This window comes from Desulfatiglans sp., from assembly GCA_012513605.1.
In the GTDB taxonomy this organism is placed as follows: Bacteria; Desulfobacterota; DSM-4660; order Desulfatiglandales; family HGW-15; genus JAAZBV01.
In genome coordinates this window covers 13403-34217 of sequence record JAAZBV010000116.1, presented here as the reverse complement: position 1 = coordinate 34217, position 20815 = coordinate 13403, and the positions used below count along the sequence as shown (strand labels likewise).

The 20815-nt window shown below is 44.4% G+C and carries 19 protein-coding genes and 1 tRNA gene; 11 read left to right on the top strand and 9 right to left on the bottom strand.

All coding sequences use genetic code 11. The annotated features are described in order from the left end of the window. Nucleotides 1-22: 22 nt before the first annotated feature. The 3 genes from dksA to GX654_15725 form a co-directional block, all read right to left on the bottom strand. On the bottom strand, nt 23-385 hold the full coding sequence (gene dksA / locus GX654_15735; protein ID NLD38313.1) for an RNA polymerase-binding protein DksA: 363 nt from the start codon (nt 383-385) through the stop codon (nt 23-25). Between the two features lie 237 nt (nt 386-622). Next, nucleotides 623-2242 carry a chaperonin GroEL gene (groL, locus tag GX654_15730; GenBank protein NLD38312.1) on the bottom strand — a complete coding sequence of 540 codons (1620 nt, stop codon included), beginning with the start codon at nt 2240-2242 and terminating at the stop codon, nt 623-625. A 17-nt stretch (nt 2243-2259) separates the two neighbouring features. Further along, nucleotides 2260-2550, bottom strand: coding sequence for a co-chaperone GroES (locus GX654_15725; protein ID NLD38311.1), 291 nt, complete (start codon nt 2548-2550; stop codon nt 2260-2262). A gap of 571 nt (nt 2551-3121) precedes the next feature. On the opposite strand from GX654_15725, the gene GX654_15720 reads away from it, so the two are divergent. Next, on the top strand, nt 3122-3427 hold the full coding sequence (locus GX654_15720) for an HNH endonuclease (protein NLD38310.1): 306 nt from the start codon (nt 3122-3124) through the stop codon (nt 3425-3427). Here the strand turns inward: GX654_15720 and GX654_15715 are convergent. Further along, complete coding sequence (locus GX654_15715) at nt 3424-4233, bottom strand: SAM-dependent chlorinase/fluorinase (GenBank protein ID NLD38309.1); 810 nt, start codon at nt 4231-4233, stop codon at nt 3424-3426. The genes GX654_15720 and GX654_15715 overlap by 4 nt on opposite strands. Nucleotides 4234-4388: 155 nt before the next feature. On the opposite strand from GX654_15715, the gene GX654_15710 reads away from it, so the two are divergent. Then, complete coding sequence (locus GX654_15710; GenBank protein ID NLD38308.1) at nt 4389-6236, top strand: acyl-CoA dehydrogenase; 1848 nt, start codon at nt 4389-4391, stop codon at nt 6234-6236. A gap of 168 nt (nt 6237-6404) precedes the next feature. Beyond that, nucleotides 6405-6479, top strand: a tRNA-Val gene (locus tag GX654_15705). On the opposite strand, the gene GX654_15700 is transcribed toward GX654_15705, so the two are convergent. Both GX654_15700 and GX654_15695 read right to left on the bottom strand, forming a co-directional pair. Then, nucleotides 6480-8090, bottom strand: a complete 1611-nt coding sequence (locus tag GX654_15700) for a fumarate hydratase (GenBank protein ID NLD38307.1) — start codon at nt 8088-8090, stop codon at nt 6480-6482. A gap of 15 nt (nt 8091-8105) precedes the next feature. After that, nucleotides 8106-9611 (bottom strand): pyruvate carboxylase subunit B, encoded by a 1506-nt coding sequence (locus GX654_15695; protein NLD38306.1) that lies wholly within the window; start codon nt 9609-9611, stop codon nt 8106-8108. Between the two features lie 743 nt (nt 9612-10354). Here GX654_15695 and GX654_15690 point away from each other — a divergent pair. The 6 genes from GX654_15690 (at nt 10355) to GX654_15665 (ending at nt 15565) form a co-directional block, all read left to right on the top strand. Then, the gene (locus tag GX654_15690) at nt 10355-11668 is read left to right on the top strand and encodes an MFS transporter (protein ID NLD38305.1); all 1314 of its coding nucleotides are present in this window, start codon (nt 10355-10357) and stop codon (nt 11666-11668) included. Between the two features lie 79 nt (nt 11669-11747). Further along, on the top strand, nt 11748-12446 hold the full coding sequence (gene queC, locus GX654_15685; GenBank protein ID NLD38304.1) for a 7-cyano-7-deazaguanine synthase QueC: 699 nt from the start codon (nt 11748-11750) through the stop codon (nt 12444-12446). 3 nt (nt 12447-12449) lie between these two features. Continuing rightward, the gene (locus GX654_15680) at nt 12450-12638 is read left to right on the top strand and encodes a hypothetical protein (protein NLD38303.1); all 189 of its coding nucleotides are present in this window, start codon (nt 12450-12452) and stop codon (nt 12636-12638) included. Between the two features lie 12 nt (nt 12639-12650). After that, complete coding sequence (locus GX654_15675; GenBank protein NLD38302.1) at nt 12651-13169, top strand: hypothetical protein; 519 nt, start codon at nt 12651-12653, stop codon at nt 13167-13169. Between the two features lie 15 nt (nt 13170-13184). Then, complete coding sequence (locus tag GX654_15670; protein NLD38301.1) at nt 13185-13433, top strand: hypothetical protein; 249 nt, start codon at nt 13185-13187, stop codon at nt 13431-13433. Between the two features lie 35 nt (nt 13434-13468). After that, entirely contained in the window at nt 13469-15565 is a 2097-nt protein-coding gene (locus GX654_15665; GenBank protein ID NLD38300.1) for a tetratricopeptide repeat protein, read from the top strand. Nucleotides 15566-15621: 56 nt separating this feature from the next. Here GX654_15665 and GX654_15660 read toward each other — a convergent pair whose 3' ends face one another. Further along, nucleotides 15622-16473 (bottom strand): OmpA family protein, encoded by an 852-nt coding sequence (locus tag GX654_15660; GenBank protein NLD38299.1) that lies wholly within the window; start codon nt 16471-16473, stop codon nt 15622-15624. A 198-nt stretch (nt 16474-16671) separates the two neighbouring features. Here GX654_15660 and GX654_15655 point away from each other — a divergent pair, with 198 nt between their 5' ends. After that, entirely contained in the window at nt 16672-16887 is a 216-nt protein-coding gene (locus GX654_15655; GenBank protein ID NLD38298.1) for a hypothetical protein, read from the top strand. Nucleotides 16888-16957: 70 nt separating this feature from the next. On the opposite strand, the gene GX654_15650 is transcribed toward GX654_15655, so the two are convergent. Beyond that, nucleotides 16958-17500, bottom strand: coding sequence for a hypothetical protein (locus GX654_15650; GenBank protein ID NLD38297.1), 543 nt, complete (start codon nt 17498-17500; stop codon nt 16958-16960). Between the two features lie 17 nt (nt 17501-17517). Continuing rightward, complete coding sequence (locus GX654_15645; GenBank protein NLD38296.1) at nt 17518-18156, bottom strand: four helix bundle protein; 639 nt, start codon at nt 18154-18156, stop codon at nt 17518-17520. 355 nt (nt 18157-18511) lie between these two features. On the opposite strand from GX654_15645, the gene tadA reads away from it, so the two are divergent. Then, entirely contained in the window at nt 18512-20809 is a 2298-nt protein-coding gene (tadA, locus tag GX654_15640; protein NLD38295.1) for a Flp pilus assembly complex ATPase component TadA, read from the top strand. The last annotated feature ends 6 nt before the right edge of the window (nt 20810-20815 follow it).

Sequence of the window (20815 nt, the reverse complement as noted above, 5' to 3'; positions counted from 1 at the left end):
ACCTGCTCTTAATTGAAAAGAATTAAACCCCTCTCAGCTTTTCCTGGTTTTCCTGTTCCCTTTTACAGTCTATACACTCTGTGGTTACAGGGCGCGCTTCAAGCCTTGCCTCGGAGATCTCCTCTCCACATGTCTCGCATATGCCATAGGTTCCGTTTTCAATCCGTTCCAGTGCCTGTTTTATCTTAAGTATCAGTTTGCTGTCCCGTTCTTTGATATGTAAATTCATCTCTATGTCTGATTCCAGAGTTGCCTGATCAGTAAAGTCAGGAGCCTGCTCAGATTCGGCAAGCGTGGTGACCCTTTTCTGGCTGTTTTTATCATGAAGTTCATCAAGCTGATCAGTGAGTCTTTTTCTGAAGTGCTGGAGTGTTTTTTTATTCATAGGTCATAACCCTGTTCAATTAATGTAACTGTGCATTAATTGGAAACATATTTTTAATAAATCAGGTTCTATATTATCTGGCGCTGACCTTTTAAAAGTACAGCGCCAAATATTTCTTTTTGCTTAACCCTGAACCCGGGAACCTTTAACCCCGGGTCTTGATCCGTGCGCCTTGCACCCTGCTTCACTGGTTTTTAAATTCCCCTGAGCCTTGTGCCTTGCACCTTGCACCCTGTTTTAATACATATCTTCAGGCATTGCGGGTGTAGCAGTCTTTTTCTTCTCAGGTTTTTCAGCCACCATTGCTTCTGTGGTTAAAAGCAAACCGGCTACAGATGCGGCATTCTGAAGGGCAAACCTGGTGACCTTTGTCGGGTCAATAATCCCTGCCTTGACCACATCTTCATATTCGCCTGTCTCTGCATTAAATCCTTTATTGCCTGTAAGAGCCTGCACATTTTTTACAACAACAGAACCTTCAAAACCTGCATTGTTTGCAATCTGTTTAATGGGCTCTTCTATAGCCTTTTTAATGATGTTGAGACCAGACTGTTCCTCGCCTTCAAAGGTCGTATTATCAAGGACCTTCTGTGCGCGTATAAGCGCAACACCGCCGCCAGGGACAATGCCCTCTTCTACGGCAGCCCTTGTGGCGTTAAGGGCATCCTCAACTCTTGCCTTTTTCTCCTTCATCTCTGCCTCTGTTGCCGCACCAACACTTATAACTGCAACACCGCCTATAAGCTTTGCAAGACGTTCCTGGAGTTTTTCACGGTCATAATCGCTTGTGGTCTCTTCAATCTGTGCCCTTATCTGTTTTACCCTTCCTTCAAGCTCTTTTTTGGCGCCACCGCCATCAACTATAGTGGTGTTATCCTTGTCAATGGTAATCTTCTTGGCTGTGCCAAGGTCATCGATGGTTATGTTCTCAAGCTTATGCCCCATGTCTTCGCTGATAACCTTACCGCCGGTAAGTATTGCGATGTCTTCAAGCATGGCCTTTCTTCTATCGCCAAAACCGGGCGCCTTTACTGCCGCACACTTGAGAGTGCCCCTGAGCCTGTTTACAACGAGCGTTGCAAGTGCCTCACCCTCAACATCCTCTGCTATGATAACAAACGGGCGTCCTGACTGGGCGATCTTTTCAAGGATCGGGATCATTTCGCGCATATTACTGATTTTTTTTTCGTTAAGAAGAATATAGGGGTCATCAAGGCTTACAACCATCTTCTCAGCGTTTGTTACAAAGTAGGGGGAGAGGTAGCCGCGATCAAACTGCATACCTTCTACTATTTCAAGTGATGTCTCCATTGACTTGGCCTCTTCAACGGTGATAACACCCTCTTTACCTACCTTTTCCATAGCCTCGGCAATGATATCACCGATAGTGCGGTCGTTATTGGCAGAGATTGTCCCGACCTGTGCTATCTCACTTTTATCCTTGGTTGGCTTGGATATCTTCTTGAGTTCATCAACTACCATTGCTACTGATTTATCTATGCCCCTTTTGATGGACATCGGGTTTATACCGGAGGTAACGAGCTTTAAGCCTTCTCTCACAATGGACTGGGCAAGAATAGTTGCTGTGGTTGTCCCGTCGCCAGCCACATCTGATGTCTTTGAGGCAACCTCTTTAACCATCTGGGCGCCCATATTTTCAAACTTGTCTTCCAGTTCTATCTCTTTTGCTACTGTTACACCATCTTTTGTGGCAATCGGTGAGCCCCATGATTTTTCAATAAGTACGTTCCTGCCCTTTGGTCCGAATGTTATCTTTACTGCATTGGCCAGGGTGTCTACGCCTGTCATTGTTTTTTCTCTCGCAATTGCGCTGTATTTGATCTCTTTTTTAGCCATCTCTGTTTTCCTCCCTGTTATCCCTCTATAATTCCTAATATATCATCTTCTCTCATGATTAGATGTTCTATACCGTTTAATTTAATCTCAGTGCCAGCATATTTGCTGAATAGAATCCTGTCATTCTCCTTAACAGCCAGAGGTACACGAACTCCCTGGTCATCTACCTTTCCGGGGCCTGCTGCCACCACCTTTCCTTCAAGGGGTTTTTCCTTTGCAGTGTCAGGGATAAAAATCCCTCCAGATGTCTTCTGTTCCCCTTCTGTTCTCAAGACAAGAATTCTGTCGCTTAAAGGTTTAATCTTCATAATCTCTATCCTCCTTAAGATAAAACATAAAATAGTTATAATTACCTGAATATGAAAGAAATATCATGTCAGGCAAGGTATGCTGATTTTAATGATATTTTACACAATTAAAGACGCAAAAACGTAATCACTTCAAAAAAATTGTCAAGGTTTTAAAAGACTTTTTTTATATATACCAGAGCAGGCAAAAAAGCCAGTAAAAATCAATAGATATTTATAAATTAAAGGCAGTATGCATGTATTTTTACTGCTTTTATTAAGTCTGTAAAATAAATCCTTCCGGGTTGACTTGAGATATTCCAGTGTTTATATTTTATTTAAAGTTAATGATATCCGACTTCAACACTTAGCAGAAAACCATTTGATGGAAAGGGCATCCAAAGGTTGTATTTAAAAAAATAGAAGTCGTCATGATAGTTTTAAAAAGGCTTCTCTGGTGTGCGTGCATCTTTTCTGCCGGGAATCTCGCCATGTATAAATTATGCAGGAGATTCGCCTCGGGGATAAAAACGGCATTCTGGGAAGCCTTTTAATTTATATAAATGTTAAAGGCCGGTTACTGGTTAAAGTTATGTATGAAGATGAGTGGGTTGATGAGGCTGAGATAAAAAGAGAAAAACAAAAGGCCAGGGAACTCAGGCGCACCTCCTGGTGGCTCAGGCGTGTTAATGAAGGCAAATGCCATTACTGCGGTATGAATGTGGGGTCAAAAGGGCTTACAATGGACCATATTGTGCCTTTAAGCCGGGGCGGTAAAAGTAAAAAGGGAAATGTTGTGGCCGCATGCAAGGAGTGCAACAATAAAAAAAAATACCTTCTCCCTGTTGAATGGGACGAATACCTCTCTTCTCTTAATAAAGATGAAACAGTGATCTAACCGGTTTTTTCCACCTTGACACCTGTACCGATGATATCATCCGGCTCCTTGCCGATGTAGTCTGAAGCCTTACCCATATTTACTGCGATCTCAAGTTGATTGGAGCTGTTTATAATGGCAAGAAGCTCGCCGTTTTCCCTGTCAGAATAGATTTTGTTTAACCCGTATATCTTAATTTTACCTGTGTGTATTACCGGCTCGTTATTACCCAGAAAACCGGCAAGGGCATCTGCTGTAATATTGGTAATGAGGTTCCCAAAATTATCAATACGTATTATTTGCCCGGAGAGGACGTTTTCATGTTTAAAGGGGAGAGGTATCTCCAGTTTTTCGGGGTCAGATACAACCCTTCCGAACTTTTGTATATCCAATCCGAGGGAGATATGGGCTGCCACAGGGGCAAATATATCCCTGCCATGAAAGGTGCTGGTTATTTGAGGGAGGAAAAATTTATTTTCAGTAAGTTCATAAATCGTTGCATCTTTATACTTTTCTATCACAGGCCAGAAGATACCATTATCAGGGCCTGTGAAAAAATGTCCGGCAGCATTTACCGCTATGGATCTCCTGTTGCTGCCTACACCAGGGTCAACAACCGCTACATGGACAGTGCCTGAAGGAAAACAGGAAAAGACCTCTTTTAGAATATATGCCCCCTGAAAAACAGAGCCGGTCCTGATACTGTGGGTAATGTCAATCAGTTCAGCATCTCTGTTGATAGAAAGGATTACCCCTTTCATCATGGCTACATATGCATCAGAGAGGCCGAAATCGGTTAAAAGGGTAATGATGCCTGATCTATTCATGGGTGTTCCTGTTACAAATGGGTATATCTCTTGATGCAAGGCATTTTTATAGTACATCCAAAAAATCATTTGTAAAGTGGAATTTTTCAGGCATAACTGATATAAGCGTTTTTTTAGTACCGCCATAATTTATTGGTTTACAGGGGAATTCAGCGATGAAAAAACTTTTAATTGATGACAGGGATCAGGTATTTGTCTTGTTTGAGCAGCTCAGGATGCAGGGGCTGTTTAAAAATGAACTTTATTCTGATTTTGATGAAGAGACCTGCAGAATGATCCTGAGGGAGGCGGAAAGACTGGCCGCAAATGTGATGATGCCGACCTACCGTGAAACAGATACTGCGGGCTGTACCTTGAAGGATGGTAAGGTTTTTGTCCCTGAAGTATTTAAAGAATTATGGCGGACTTGGAATGAGGGTGGATGGCGCAGGATTGACCTGCCCCGTGAGATAGGGGGGCAGGGGCTACCCCTTATAATAGGCATGGCGGCAAATGAATATTTTGAGGCGGGAAACCTTGCCTTCCAGACGCTTGCTGCCATGGCAAGAGGTGCGGCGTTTCTGATTGCAAGGCATGGCACAAAGGAACAGAAGGAAAAATATGTTGAGAAAATCCTCTCCGGGCAGTGGACAGGGACAATGGTGCTGACCGAATCAGAGGCAGGAAGCGATGTGGGGGCAACAAAAACAGTGGCTGTACCGAATGATGACGGCACATACAACATTACCGGAAATAAGACATTCATAACTGGCGGGGATAATAATCTGGTTGAAAACATTATTCACCTGACACTCGCCAGGGTAAAGGGTTCGCCCCCGGGTACGAGGGGGCTCTCTCTTTTTCTGGTGCCCAAGTACAGGGTTAACCGGGACGGATCAATTGGAGAACTGAATGATACAAAGGTTATATCAATAGAAAAAAAGATGGGTCTTAAAGGCTCTCCCACCTGTCAGATGGTATTCGGCGAGGAGGGTAATTGCACTGGTGAACTTGTTGGTGAAATCAATAAGGGCATGGCGATCTTTTTTACCATGATGAATGAATCAAGGCTCATAGCAGCGCGTCACGGTGCATCAATCGCTGCCACTGCATACCTCCATGCGCTTAACTACTCAAAGGAGAGGCTTCAGGGCAGGGAGATGGGCGCATCGCCTGATTCACCACAGGCCCCCATTATAAGGCACCCGGATGTGAGACGCATGCTCCTCATGATGAAGGCATATACTGAGGGCATAAGGGCGCTTATACTCTATACCACCTATTGCATGGACATGGAGCTTGTTACAGAGGATAAAGATGAAAAGCTAAAATGGGCGGAACTCACCGCCTTTTTAACCCCTGTTGCAAAGGCATATGGATCTGATATGAGCTTCAGGGTAACAGAGGCTGCCATGCAGGTGTATGGGGGATACGGGTACATGAAGGACTATCCTGTCGAGCAGTTTTTAAGGGACGAAAAGGTGCATTCCATCTTTGAAGGTACTAACGGTATCCAGTCTCTTGACCTTCTTGCAAGAAAGGTTGTAAAGGGTTTTCCCGGCCTTGATAAGGGGCTCTTCAATGATATTGAAACCTTTTGTGAAATAAACAGGCAGCATAAAGAGCTTGCAAAACATATCGCTCTTCTTTCGAATGGCCTTTGCTCACTCAGGGAGGTTACCCTCTTTTTAACTGAAAAGGCAAAACAGGATTTTAAGATAATGGCCCTTTTTGCCACACAGTACATGGAGCTATTTGGTGATGTTATAACCGGCTGGCTCCTTTTATGGCAGGCGATGATTGCCCATGAAAAACTTCAAATAATGATTCAGGATAGCGGGTTAAATGGAGAGGCAGAGGTGAGAAGGTTTACAGCAGAAAATAGTGAAGCTGCCTTTTACAGCGGGAAGGTCTCATCAGCGCGCTATTTCAGCAGCAATATAGTGAGCCTTTCTACATCAAAGGCCAGGGCGATAATTGATGGGGATACAGCAGCCATAGAAATGGCAGAGGAGGAGTTTTAAAGAAGGCTGTTAGACTATAGGCTGTAGGCTTTTAGGAAAGGCATTTCCTTTAACCTGCGTTATAGCCTGCACTCGACCCCTTGAACCCTTTTTTTATTTACAAACCGGAATTTTAGGTATATCAAATATCCTCATCTGTCTGACTCACCCAACTATCAGGCCAGATACGGGCGGTTAACTCAGCGGGAGAGTGCCATCCTCACACGGTGGAAGTCGCAGGTTCAAATCCTGTACCGCCCACCACTATTTAAGCTGTTCAAAAAAATCATTTCCCTTGTCATCGATTAATATAAAGGCAGGGAAGTCTTTTACTGTAATCATGTATATGGCCTCCATGCCAAGCTCAGGGTATTCGATCACCTCAACCTTAGTAATGCAGTCTCTTCCGAGCCTTGCTGCTGCACCGCCAATGGAACCGAGGTAAAAACCGCCATATTTTTTACATGAGTCTGTCACGGTTTTCGAACGGTTGCCCTTGGCAAGCATTATCATTGATGCGCCATGAGACTGAAACAGGGGCACATATTGATCCATGCGGCCTGCGGTTGTGGGTCCGAATGAACCCGATGCATAACCTTCTGGAGTCTTTGCAGGGCCTGCATAATAGATGATATGCTCTTTCATGTATTGCAACAGCCCTTCACCCTTATCAAGCCTTTCCTTGAGTTTTGCATGGGCAATGTCCCTTGCAACAATCATCCTGCCGCTTAGAAGCAAGCGGGTTGAAACAGGGTATTTTGAGAGGGTCGCACGTATCTCTGCCATTGGTCTTTCAAGATCAATGTGTACCGTATCGTCAACAGTACTTGCTGGTACCGGGAGGTATACGCTGGGGTCTGTAACCAGCCTTTCAAGGAAGATGCCATCCTTTGTGATCTTTGCCTTTATGTTCCTGTGAGCTGAACAGCTTACTCCTAAACCAACAGGGCATGATGCCCCGTGTCTTGGAAGCCTTATAACCCTTACATCAAGGCAGAAATATTTACCTCCAAACTGTGCCCCAAGGCCGATTGTTCTGGAACACTCAAGTATCTTTTTTTCCAGATCAGTGTCCCTGAATGCCCTGCCGCCAGGGCTTCCGGTTATAGGAAGATTATCCAGATATCCGGCAGATGCTAGTTTTACTGTCTTGAGTGTCTGTTCCGGTGATGTCCCGCCTATTACAAAGGCAGCATGATAGGGCGGGCATGCAGAGGTGCCAATGTTTTTTAACTTCTCTGTTAAATACTCTACGAGGGTATCCCTCTTTAATATTGCCTTTGTCTCCTGGAACAGAAATGTCTTGTTTGAAGAGCCGCCACCCTTGGCAATTAACAGGAATTCATAGGCATCACCCTGTGTAGCGGAAATATCTATCTGGGCCGGCAGGTTGCATCCTGTGTTTTTTTCTTCATACATGGTAAGGGGCGTATTTTGTGAATAACGCAGGTTGTTTTTGGTGTAGGCATTATAAACACCCAGTGACAAAGCCTCTTCATCTGAATAACCTGTCCAGATATGCTGACCCTTTTTACCGATTATCAATGCAGTGCCTGTATCCTGGCACATGGGGAATATACCTTCAGCAGAGATCACCGCATTTTTAATCAACTCAAGGGCCACATATTTATCATTATTCGATGCATCAGGATCATTCAGAATACTTGCGACCTGTTCAAGGTGGGATTTTCTTAATAAATGTGAGACACTCCGGAATGCCTCTTGTGCTAGCAAAGTAAGACCTTCGGATTCCACTTTTATGATATGCTTACCTTCAAAGCTGCCGGTTGATACATAATCAGTTGTGAGGAGACGATACTCAGTTGTATCATCTCCTAACTGAAACATATCATCATAGGAAAACCCGGTTTGCATTAATGACCCCTGATGTTATTTAAATGATATCTTGCACACCTGTTCAATTGCTGCTGCCATTGCCTCATCTTCCTTTCTGATATCATCAAGGGTCTTGGGTTTTACAGAGTCGGGCATCTTCTCAATCCCGTATTTCCACTTCAGGTATTTTTCACCTGTTGCAGGATAGAGACAATATATCAGCAGATCAAAATCATCCTTTGCCAGGTCACCCAGCTTCTCTTTAGCCTTAATAAGTTCAGGCTCAAGGTGATTTGCCACCCTGTCCTCAATAACACCATCAGGCCTGCGGTTTTTATTCCTTTTTGTGGCTACCTCAATGATCTTTGGATTAACAGGGATTGGTGTCTTCCCATAATAACCCATTGCAAGATCCATTGATTCATAATTCATCACCTTCCAGCGCCCCTGAAGCACATTCAAGACCGCCTGCGTGCCTACAATCTGGCTTGTTGGTGTGACAAGGGGCGGCATGCCGAGCTCTTTTCGCGCCTCAGCAACCTCTTTATACACCTCCGCTAGCCTGTCAAGTGCGTTTGCATCCTTGAGCTGGCTTACCAGGTTTGAGATCATTCCGCCCGGCACCTGGTGCTGGAGAACACCTGAGTCGATCACAGACATCCTGTGTTTTGCGAGGTAATCCCTGTATTTGGGCGCAACCTGCTCCAAATGTTCACCCATATCAAGCAGGAGATCAAGGTCAAACCCGGGGTCCCTTGTTGTGCCGGTCAGAGATGCAACTATCGGCTCCACAGCAGGCTGGGATGTCCTCAATGCAAAGGGTGCAAGACATGTATCTATAATATCAACACCCGCCTTTATCGCCTCAAGATAAACCATTGAGCCCATACCGCTTGTGTAATGGGTATGGAGATGGATCGGGATGGTTATCACCTTTTTAAGCTCTGTAACCAGCTTTGCTATATCAAACGGGGACATGATGCCTGCCATGTCCTTGAAGCAGAGGGTATCAGCGCCCATTGCCTGTAGCTCCTTTGCTTTGGCAAGATAGTAGTCAAGGGTGAAAACCTCACCTCCCATGCGTCTTTCTGTAAGGCTGTAGCAGATGGTGCCCTGAAAGTGCTTTCCATTTGCCTTGATCCTTTCCACAACAGTCTCAAAATTCCTGAAATCGTTCAGTGCATCAAAGACCCTGAAGACATCCATGCCTGCCTCGCTTGCCTTGTCCACAAAAAGCCTTGCAACATCATCGGCATAGTTTTTATAGCCGACCAGGTTCTGGCCCCTTAGGAGCATTGAGAAGGGGGTCTTTTTTATATATTTCTTGAGTGTCTTCAGCCGTTCAAATGGGTCTTCACCAAGGAAGCGGTGCATGGTGTCAAATGTAGCTCCACCCCATACCTCCATTGCCCAGAAACCTACCTGATCCATCCTTTCGGCTATAGGGAGCATGTCTTCTGTCCTCATCCTGGTGGCAAGAAGGGACTGGTGTCCGTCTCTAAATGTGTTGTCCTGTATCTTTATCGGGTTTTTAGGCCCTTTTTCCAGAAAATTATCCATATTATATTTCTCTCTTTCAATTAAATTACCCGGCATAAGCCATGGCTTTATATACTGCAACCGAGGTGGTTTTATACATGGATAATGAGTTTGAGTCAATTAACTTGCATATTGGGTATGCCGATTTTTGGTTCAATGAAGGGTTGACAATATCTCTTCGTTAACCTATAAAACCGCAGCAGTATAGTGGGATTTTAATTCGGAAAAGATGCAGATTTGATTGTTATCAAATGCTGTCTAAAATATTATTGAAGCATTTTAAATTGTCTTAAAGATTGTTTATAATTTATTTTTGTTAATTATTTTATTTATTTAGTTTTTATATTTTTAATCATTTTAAAATGAATTATTTATAACTTAAGTTTTATGCAATCCAGGTGATCTTGTGGGTAGCAGGTATTTAAAATTGGTGTAAGTCCCGGAAAAATTCCGGATACCTATTAACATAACAGATTAGATTTAATCGTTTATATATTTTACTATCTATCCGTACATCTGTTTTTCAGGATCAAGACCGGTTTACCGGCCCGAAAAGATAATCCCGCCAAATAAAACCATATTCAACAGGGTGAGCTGATTTATCCATTTGAAGATTGGTATGATCATACCCTGAAACCTTAAAATTGTACAAGGCTCAGGAGAAGATCGATCCTGAAAAAAGTAACGCATCCATCTAAATATAAATGATGATTCGCATTGATGTACAAGATCGCCCGGGGATTTTACAAGGGAGATCAAAAAAAATGAAAATAAAAGCGATGAGCAGCGAGGGTTTTTATGGCTGGATAAACCTCTGTGTGCTCTTTCTATTTAACATGGTTTCAGGTTCGCTCCTGATTACCTTTGGCATCTATCTGCCCTTCTGGGTCAATGATTTCGCATGGAGCAGGGGTATTGTCTCAGGGGCGCAGTCCGCCAATATGATTATCATTGGGGTTGTTGCCCCGCTTGCAGGCCTTTTTATCATGAGGTTCGGAGGCAAAAAGGCGATAATCATAGGTAACCTCATAAATGTTTGCGGCCTCCTGTTGCTTGCCTTTTATAATGAGGAGTGGCAGCTCTATGTGGGGTATGGGCTCATGGTCGGGACAGGCTTCAGCCTGGGTGGTGTGCTAGCCATGAATACCATCATCAATAACTGGTTCAAAAAAAAGCTCTCCATTGCAGTGGGTATAGCAACTGCAGCTACAGGGGTTACAGGGATGATCATCGCACCCCTTGTGCTTTATCTTATTAACAGCATCGGTTGGAGGCATACCCTCCTGTTCATGGCTGCCATTGTAATGTTGTTCTGTGTAATCCTGCCCGCCCTTTTCGTAAAAAACAGGCCACATGATCTTGGACAGGTACCGGACGGATCGCGTAATAATGGCCAGGTTATAAAGCATGATACAAGCATAGGGAAAAAAAGCTATACAACCCCTGTGGATTTTACTGTAAAGGAGGCATTCAGGACAAAGACCCTGTGGCTTTTGATCGGTTTTTACACATTTCAGTACATGATAATGAATTGGTTTGTGACCCACCAGGTGACCTACATGTTTGATATAGGAATCTCATCCGGCCTGTCAGGGATATCAATAGGGGTAATGTCAACCGCCATGACAATAGCCCAGATCACAGCAGGCATGCTGGCTGTAAGGATAAATATGCAGTATATTACACTTGGCTCGATCACGACACTTATAGCCGGGCTGATTATTGCGCCGTATGCCTCATCATTTACAATCGTGCTGGTTTATTCAATACTTTTCGGGGTAGGCTTCGGGGTAAACTGCCTTGTACTGGTAAACATGATACCAAAATATTATGGCACATCCGAATACCCAAAGATAATGGGCTATATAACCCCGTTTAACACCATTATAGGGGGCGTTTCAGCGCCCATAGCGGGTCATGTGAGGGATATCATGGGCAGTTATGTCCCGGCGTTCCAGGTCTCTGTATTGATAATGGCGATTGCCTTTGGCTTTATACTCCTTGCAAAACCACCTGTCCACCCGTCCATATTAAAGGAAGAGGTGGCGCTAAAGAGAAAGGTTACGCAGTATGTGTAGCTCTGGGGATTTGTCCATTTGATTTTCATCTTTATATAGCATATATGATCCTCATAAATAGAATAAGGGGATCACAGGCATGACAAACATGAAAAAGGCCGTTGTTTTATCAAGCGGCGGTCTTGATTCAACAACTGTAATGGCGATTGCCATGAGCGAGGGGTATTCCATATACAGCCTCTCCTTTAATTATGGGCAGCGCCATATATTTGAGCTGGAATCCGCACGCAGGGTTTCCGAGTTTTTCAGGGTGAAAGATCACAAGGTAATCAATATTGATCTGCGCACAATAGGAGGCTCATCCCTCACCGCTGATATTGATGTGCCCAAGGGCAGGGCAGAGACGGATATAGCAAAGGATATTCCCATCACCTATGTCCCTGCCAGAAACACCATCTTTTTATCCTATGCCCTTGCAGTGGCAGAGGTCATTGAATGCGCTGATATATTTATCGGCGTTAATTCTGTTGACTACAGCGGGTACCCTGACTGCCGGCCAGAGTATATAGAGGCATTTGAAAAGATGGCCAACCTTGCCACAAAGGCAGGGGTGGAAAAGAAAACAATACTTAAAATACACACACCCCTTATTAGCATGACAAAGGCGGAAATTATAAAGCGTGGAAATGAGCTGGGGGTGGATTACTCTATTACCCACAGTTGCTATGACCCCTCAAAAAAGGGGCTTGCATGCGGCTCATGCGACAGTTGCATCATAAGAAAAAGGGGTTTTAAAGAGGCAGGCATACCTGATCCTACGAGATACATGGAGATTTAAAAAATGATAAAATCGCTGGTTCTAATGTTGTTATTGCTTATCGGGTTATTGCCTTCCTATGACCTTAGCGCACAGGATTGTGAGAAGTTCGGGGAGGAAATGGCCGAGGCACTGCAAAAGATGCAGGATATGGGAATGGAGCTTGAAGGTAAGAGCATGATGTCCGAGGCTGAGGCGCAGGCTTTCGGGTAGAGGATGAAGGCATTGTCCGATAAGTCAGAGGATGCACGAAAAAGATGGATGGAGTGTGTCGGTATGCCCACCACAGAAGCTGCATCACAGAAGATAGAGGCGGATAGCAAGGCCGCTGAAAAGGAGGGCTTAAGGCAGTTTGAGGCCCTGACAAAAGAGCTTGGGCTTGAAAATATGGCTGCTCAGGCTGGTACCGGCAGCGGCGCTGATGGATTAAACCCTGCCTCTAACCTCTTTCCCATGCTCATGTCACAGGAGCCTGAGTATAAAGAGGCCCCTGTTATAGGGGGAGGCTCTCTCTCTGATGTAGAGTTCCGCACTCCTGAAGAAAAGGCCCGCGCCTTGAGGGCAGTAAATGCAGAGCTGGAATCCCTTCCTGTAAAACTCCCTAAAAAGGAGGATGCCCCTGATCAGACAGCCATATTAAAGCTTGCCGCCTCATACAACGCATCATCCCGCAAAAATTTCAGGCCGGATGAGCTTTCTGCATATACGGGGGCTGTCACATTCAACCCCAGCTTTGACAGCTAGGATTTAAACCCATTAATGGCAAGGGATTATTCATTTTCAGTAAGCTCTGCCACAAACCATTTTAACCGGCCAAATTTTGTTATTGCCTATGCAACAGCGGTATTTGCACTTGATCCCAAAGCCCCTGCAAACGCAAACAATATGGCTGCTGCCATATATACCGCGGGGAAGAGTCTGTCGCAGGGTAAAACCAATTCAACCGGGATCAACTCATATCAGAAGGATGCAGAGGCCATTTATCTCTACCCCTTTCCATCTCAATAGACAAAAATGCATATACTGATGCGAGCCTTGTTTCCATGATCAACCTTGGAAACCTCTATATAGATATGAACAGGCCGGATGAGGCGCGCTCTTTAATGCAGGCAGCGCGCAAGCAGAGTCCATTTTCCTGGGATGCGGCTATTGGCATGGCTGCCTATTTTCATTCCATAAATAAACCTGACAAGGCGAGGGCCATACTGGATGATGAAAATCTGGACAGGCCTCAGACCCTTATGGTGGCAAAAAAGGCATCAAAGGCCCTTGAAAAGACAAAGGACCTGCCAATTGATTCTCCTGAAGAGTTATACAAAGAGAATATTAAGACCATTACCGCAGAGCCGATCGCCACTGCCGCTGATTTTATGGCACAGATAGATGAGGAAAAGGCTATTGAAATGCGCCGGTTTGTAGAACGCCTGCCCCCGCAGGGGAGCTTCAAAGCCCCATCTATCAAGAAGCTTACACAGTATGCATCGCTAAAGGCCATAAACAGCCCCCAGGGAGAGAGCGCTGTTAAGGATTTCGCAGATATGCTCCAGCGTTACTCCATCTCCTCATTTGCCTCGCTGGGTCAGGATCAGATGAAGATGCTTGAACGGCTTGGGATTGATGTTGACATGAATGTTGATCTTAACGATGTGGCAAGACACCCTGAAAAATATAAGAATATGAAGAAGAAACCAAATGTAAAGGTGGATAAGTCACAAATAAAGGAAAAGATGGGTGACTGGAAAAAAGAGGCACTGGCAGCAAAGGCTGATATGAAAAAGGGCGATGCGAGCGGCCTTGCAGATCTGGTTTCTCAGTATGACCCATCTATAGCGATCCTTCAGATTGATCCATATGATTATGCTGACCCTATGAATGTGATCATCCAGAAGCATAACTTTGCGGTGCATAACAGAAAGAGCAATCTCTATAGGGGATATCTCCATTCGGTAAACCGGCGTCTCCACCGCGTCCTTAATGAGATACTGGAACAATACCGGAAAAAGATCACAGAGGCAAAGGCGATCAGGGATAAACAGTATGAACAGTTTAATGCGCAGAAAAAGGCGGCAGGGGAAAAAGGGAACAGTGCGGAGTGGAAGCTGAGGGAGCATAATATCCATGTTGCCTATTTCAACTCCTGCAACAATGCAGCAGAGGTCGCATTCGGGTCAGCGGCAAACCTCACTGCTATTAACTACACGCAGAAGATAAAGCCTACCATAGAGGCATACTATTATGATGTTATCAGGCATGTTGCCCTTATAAGCGACCCTGAGGTGCGCCAGTCCATATATTCTGCCATGGTCTATTCACTGAGCATAGTGGGCGCAGCGCACAGCTCATTTGAGTACCATGATGAGTGGGACTGTAATTGTGACATAGCATCCCTGCTTCAACAGAGGGAGATGGAGGCAGAGGAGCGGAGGAAAGAGGAAAATGATCTGTTACAGGCCAACAAGGCAGCTAAAAAGGTATTTGACTCAGGAGAGATACCCGAATCAACCCCGCTATTTAAAAAGATAGACGGATATGGTTTTGATTTTAATTATTTCTTTTTCAAGTGCCGCATGTCGCCAGCGCGAACTACAGTAAAGTTCAATATGAAACTCCCCATACCCGGTTCACCGGAGATCTTTTTATCACAGCCAGTAAGCGAGTTTACAGGCACAGGCACCTATGGTCAGGGCATAAAGCTTACGCTTGGGGCCAAGCAGGGCGGGATACAGGCGGGCGCATATTTTGACCTGAGCTCGTCAGTTACCATGGACGGACAGGGGGTTGTGCAGGACTATTCTGTTACTGCTGCAACCGGGTTAAGGGTATCGGCAAATAACACCTCATTATCAGTAGGAGGTCAACTCACCTTTGGCCCAGGTGGAGAGGTCAGGGACTCCAATTTTTCAGCAGGTGTGAAACAGGATTTTAAGAATGGTTTTGGAGGTACTGCAAGTGTCTCAATTGAGGCATCAACAAAACAGGGCTGTAAGTATTCGGGTGCAGTGGAACAAAGCATTGATGAGGCAGTAAAATCCATAAAAGAGGCAAAGAAACAGGAGTATGGCGAAAGACTTGGAGGCTATTATTCTGTTGAGGATATATACAAAAAGAAATTGGCATGGTCAGGGAAGTTTACTAAATAGCCAATCAGCCTTCAGCAAAAGGTAAAGAAAGATATTTTTACTGAAAGCTGATTGGATTACTGCGCAACAAGCTCTACACGGCGATTCTTGGCCTTGCCCTCATCTGTCTTGTTGGATGCCACAGGCGATACAGGGCCGCACCCAAATGGAGTAAGCCTTGCAGAGGCAATACTGTGTTTAGTGGTAAGGGCATTTACCACTGAGGCTGCCCTCTCCTGTGAGAGTTTTACATTGTAATTAAACTGCCCGACATTATCTGTGTGGCCCACAACATAAACCTTAAGGTTTGTGTCCATATTGAGCATCTTTACTATCTCTTTTAGGGCCGGTTCTGATTCGGGTTTAAGCTCTGCCTTGCCTGTATCAAAGTAGATCCCATACACCGCCACCCTGCCTGTCTCCTTGATACTGCCGGACATGGCCTCTGCGTTTGCCACCACATCCTGCTTCATAAGCTTTTTTTCAATCATCCTGAAATTATACATTCCATTATCAGCCCCGGAGACCTCTACCCACACCTCCATCTCATCCTTAACCACTTGGATGATCGAATACTGGGTGCCGCCGTCTTCAAAGCCATAAACCTCTTTCCCGCCTATAGCCTTGGCCGCATTAACATAATTACGAACAACCTGAAGTCCGCTGGGCGGGGTAATCCCATCATTTGCATAATAGTTTATAAGTGTGCTTCGGCCCTCAACTACCTCGGTTTTACCTGCCCCTGTTGCAAATTCATACCGGTCAAAATCTAATATTTCAGAAAGATAAATATGGAACCCGGGCATGCGGGAAAAAAGGTCAGGGTCCTTGTTGCCGGGTCTATCATTGGGGTCGCTCGCTGCCAGGGTAATGCAGGGAATAAGAAAAATCATAGTTAATATAGAGATGATATTTATTATGCGCTTCATGACTCTCCTTCATGAAATTATTTATTTGCTATTTTTATTGACCCCTATTGGTTAATCGTGGCGATACTATGCCTGACATTTGTTATTGTAAATAGAGTGAAAAAAACTAACCCTTATCTGAAATTATTTAACAGGCTTTGGTTGATAACTCTCCTGTTTTAACATAGTATAGGCCAGATTCAAGAAATGGAGCAGGCTATGAAGCGTGATCTCCGGGCTGATTCAACCGGCAGCAGCATTAATAAAACCTTTGAGATAGATCCTGATACCCTCATAGATATCATGGAGAGGATCAACGGGCTTTCATTTGAGGGGCAGTGTGAGATAGTCGCCTATTTGAAGAGGGAGATCGCCAGGGGGAAAAATGGGTTGAAACCGCTTCAGCGCTATTTTGAGATAAAGAGTATAAGGTGATTAGACTAATGCCTATAGTTGCTTTAGGCTCAAGGCGCAAGGGAAAAATCAGTAGAGGCATCCCCAGGTCTTACTGTTGTATCTTTAAAGCATCAGATACAAAACTGTCAGGGTCAGTGTATTTCTGAAAACCATAATTATTATGTGTGCCTTCAGAAGACCAGCCACACACGGCCCCTATCAAGCCCTCATTAGAAATATCCATAGTTTTTTCGTATGTTATATACATAAATTTTTTATCTACCTGTCGAATTAAAACAAAATAGCACTCAGGCATATTATCTGGTTTCGGAAAGGTTATTAAAACACCATTAGATTCGCTCATTGGTTTTACTGAAATACCTTCTGCAAATTCAGGTGAAATCATCTCAGTAGCAGCGGCCTTTACCCTTGTAACATTGCCACTCATTAGATCTTTATAAAAGGCGCCATCGGAATTAAAAGTCCAGCCTGGTAACAACCTGTGCTGGAAAAAATAGATGCGGTCATGTAGTGAAGGCCCCTGCTGGTCAATTTTGGGTTTTACAGTTGGTTCCTTATTCTGGTCTGTACCTGTTACAGATGCAAATAATGGCAAAGAAAATAATAAGATACTTAAGATTAAATGTTTCATATATTTCCTTTCAATGTTTAAAATGTTTTTCTCCGCTTTTCACTCCGAACCCTGTAAAGCCTCTCTGTAAAACCACCCTCTTTTTCAAAATCCTGGGCAAGCCTCTCAACCTGGCGATCCAGAAGAGAATTTGCCACAACTATCAGGATAAGGGCAGCGTTTGCTGAAAGCTCCTGAAAAATCCTGAACAGTTTGGACCCTGTGGACTTTGTGGACATTATTGGACTTTGTCCATCTGGTACTTTCTGTCCATCCTGTCCACCCCTCTTAGCTACTTCCACAACCCATGAGGCAAGTTCATCTGCAGTCTGACACCTCTTATCAATAAGCTCCTGTCTTAAAGGGTTTTCTCTCTCCCACAGTTTTAGCCCATGCTGTCTTAAATAATCCTCATAGTCCAGTCTGAGCTCTTCAAGGCTGGCCCTTGCCACCTGAGTAAGTTTTAGCTCGGTCTTTTTAGAGGTCGCGGATGCCTGTGAGCCCTCCGCTATGTTCTGAACCCCGGAACGCGCTGCCTGTACCATCTGATCATGGGTGCGACTGCGCTTATCAATATACTTATCACAGAACCGCACTGTCACATCATATACCAGTTGTGCGATCTGAAAGCTTTTAAGCTTCCGGTAACCGCCATGTTTTGGTATTAGGTCAGGCATCAGGAACCCACTTCGAGCGCATAAAAATTTGAATCGTTGGTTGGATTAAGCGAAGCAATCCAACAAGGCTTAAACTGAAAAGACCTGAGCATTATCAGAAATGGTTTATGTATTGTCAACAGGTTTTGGGTTATTTCCTGACATGGAACTTAGCCAGCAAGGAGAATCAGAAGCGAGGTAAGGAGCTTTTCTTTTTACCTTTTATTTTTGGCTTAAATAAACTATTATTTCTGGCAGTTTACAGGGTGAAAATCACTGGTTCATGAAAAAAATATTATTGATTGTTAGCAGCAATTCTAAAGTATTTTTAGTGTAGTTTTTCAACAGGTTTTCTAACACGGTGAGGGGAACTGCCATGTCAGACGAAACAAAGGACACTACAGCTCAAAAAGAAAAGTTATCTTACTACAAGGCGCTAAACGACATTGCCAACCAGATCCACTCCGCAAGGGACATGGATGAGATATTTCTCAACCTTAACAGCCAGATCCTGAGCCTCTTTAATACAGAGAGGATCAGCATATATGTGATTGATCATAAAAGAAAGGAGCTTTACCAGCGTCTTAAGGCAGGAGGCGCCACACCAAAAGAGATCCGAGTGCCCATAAACAATGAGAGCATAGCCGGCTACACCGCCAATAATGCGCAGGTGACAAACATATTAAACGCCTATGACGGCCATGAACTATCCATGATCAACAGGGCGCTCACCTTTGACAGGAGCTGGGACGAAAAAAACAGCTTCAGGACAAAGCAGGTACTCACTGTGCCCATATTTTTCAAGAATACAATTATCGGTGTGCTCCAGCTTATAAACAAAAACAATGGCGACAGGTTTACCCTTGAAGACCAGAATTCTGCGATTGAAATGGCCAAGGTGCTGGGTATTGCCTTTTATAACCAGATAAAACTCGTCCAGAAAACCCGGAAAAAGACGCGGTTTGACTATTTGATAAATAACAGCCTGATAACAGAAAAGGAGCTTGAACAGGCCATTATAATGGCAAGGGAACAGAAGGTTTCAATTGAAACCGTGTTTATTAATGACTTCAAGGTGAAGAAAAATGATATTGGGAAATCCCTGGGTGAATTCTATGGCTGTGACTATGTGCCCTATGACAGCAATTTTCCGATCCCCGGTGATCTTCTTGCAAGGCTCAAACATGTTTACCTTAAAAACAATTTATGGGTGCCGCTATCAAGGGAAGGGGGCAGGGTGAAGATACTCATAGATAACCCACAGCGCCTTGACAAGGTTGACAGCATAAAGAGCCTTATACAGGCAGCGACCTATGAGTTCTGTGTGGGTTTAAGGGATGATATAATCCGGTTTCTTGATTACTTTTACGGCACCCCCCAGGTTGTGGAGAGCGACTCTATACATGATATCATGGCAAAACTTGATACTGATGCAGTTGATGCTGATGATGACTCAACCGAGATGATGACAGAGGATGACAGCGCTATTGTCCAGCTTGTAAATAAGATCATAACAGACGGATACAAAAAGAATGCATCGGATATCCATGTTGAGCCATACCCTGGAAAGTCAGGGGCTGAGATACGATTCAGGGTAGACGGGTCTTGCGCTAAATATCAGACCATACCGTATCATTATAAAAGGGCGATCGTATCCAGGATAAAGATCATGTCTGAGCTTGATATTTCTGAAAGAAGAAAACCCCAGGACGGCAAGATCAAATTCAAAAAATTCGCCTCGCTTGATATAGAACTCAGGGTTGCAACAATCCCAACTGTTGGCGGTGAAGAGGATGTTGTAATGCGTATCCTCGCTGCGGGCGAACCTATCCCGCTTGATGCAATGGGTTTTAGTGAAAGAAATTATAAGCTGTTCACCCATCTTATTTCACAACCATACGGGATAGTCCTTGTTGTTGGACCTACCGGGAGCGGTAAAACCACAACTCTCCATGCTGCATTACATTATATAAACAAACCGGATACAAAGATATGGACAGCAGAAGATCCTGTTGAGATCACCCAGAAGGGGTTAAGACAGGTGCAGGTGCTGCCAAAAATCGGGTTTGATTTTGCTGCTGCCATGCGTTCATTTTTGAGGGCAGACCCTGATGTGATCATGGTTGGTGAGATGCGTGATCATGAGACTGTTTCGACCGGTATAGAGGCATCTCTTACAGGCCACCTGGTCTTCAGCACACTCCACACAAACAGTGCGCCCGAGACCATCACAAGGCTCCTCGATATGGGGATGGACTCCTTTAATTTCGCCGATGCCATCCTGGGAATACTTGCACAGAGGCTTGTAAGGACACTCTGCAAGGCGTGCAAGGAGCCCTATCACCCTGATAAAAAGGAATACGATGACCTTGTAAGGGCATATGCGGGTGATTTTGATGCGCTCGGCACTGCCTATACAGATGACCTTAAACTATACAGGGCAAAGGGATGCGAAAAATGCAATAATACAGGTTATAAGGGCAGGACAGGTATTATTGAGCTCCTCGATGGTACAGATCGCATGCGTAATCTCATTCAGGAGAAGGCAAAGATGGAGGCATTAAGGGAGCAGGCCATCAAGGATGGTATGACAACCCTTATGCAGGATGGTATAAGAAAGGTGTTCCTTGGCCTCACAGATATTCAGCAGGTTAGAAAGGTGTGTGTAAAATAGGGTGCA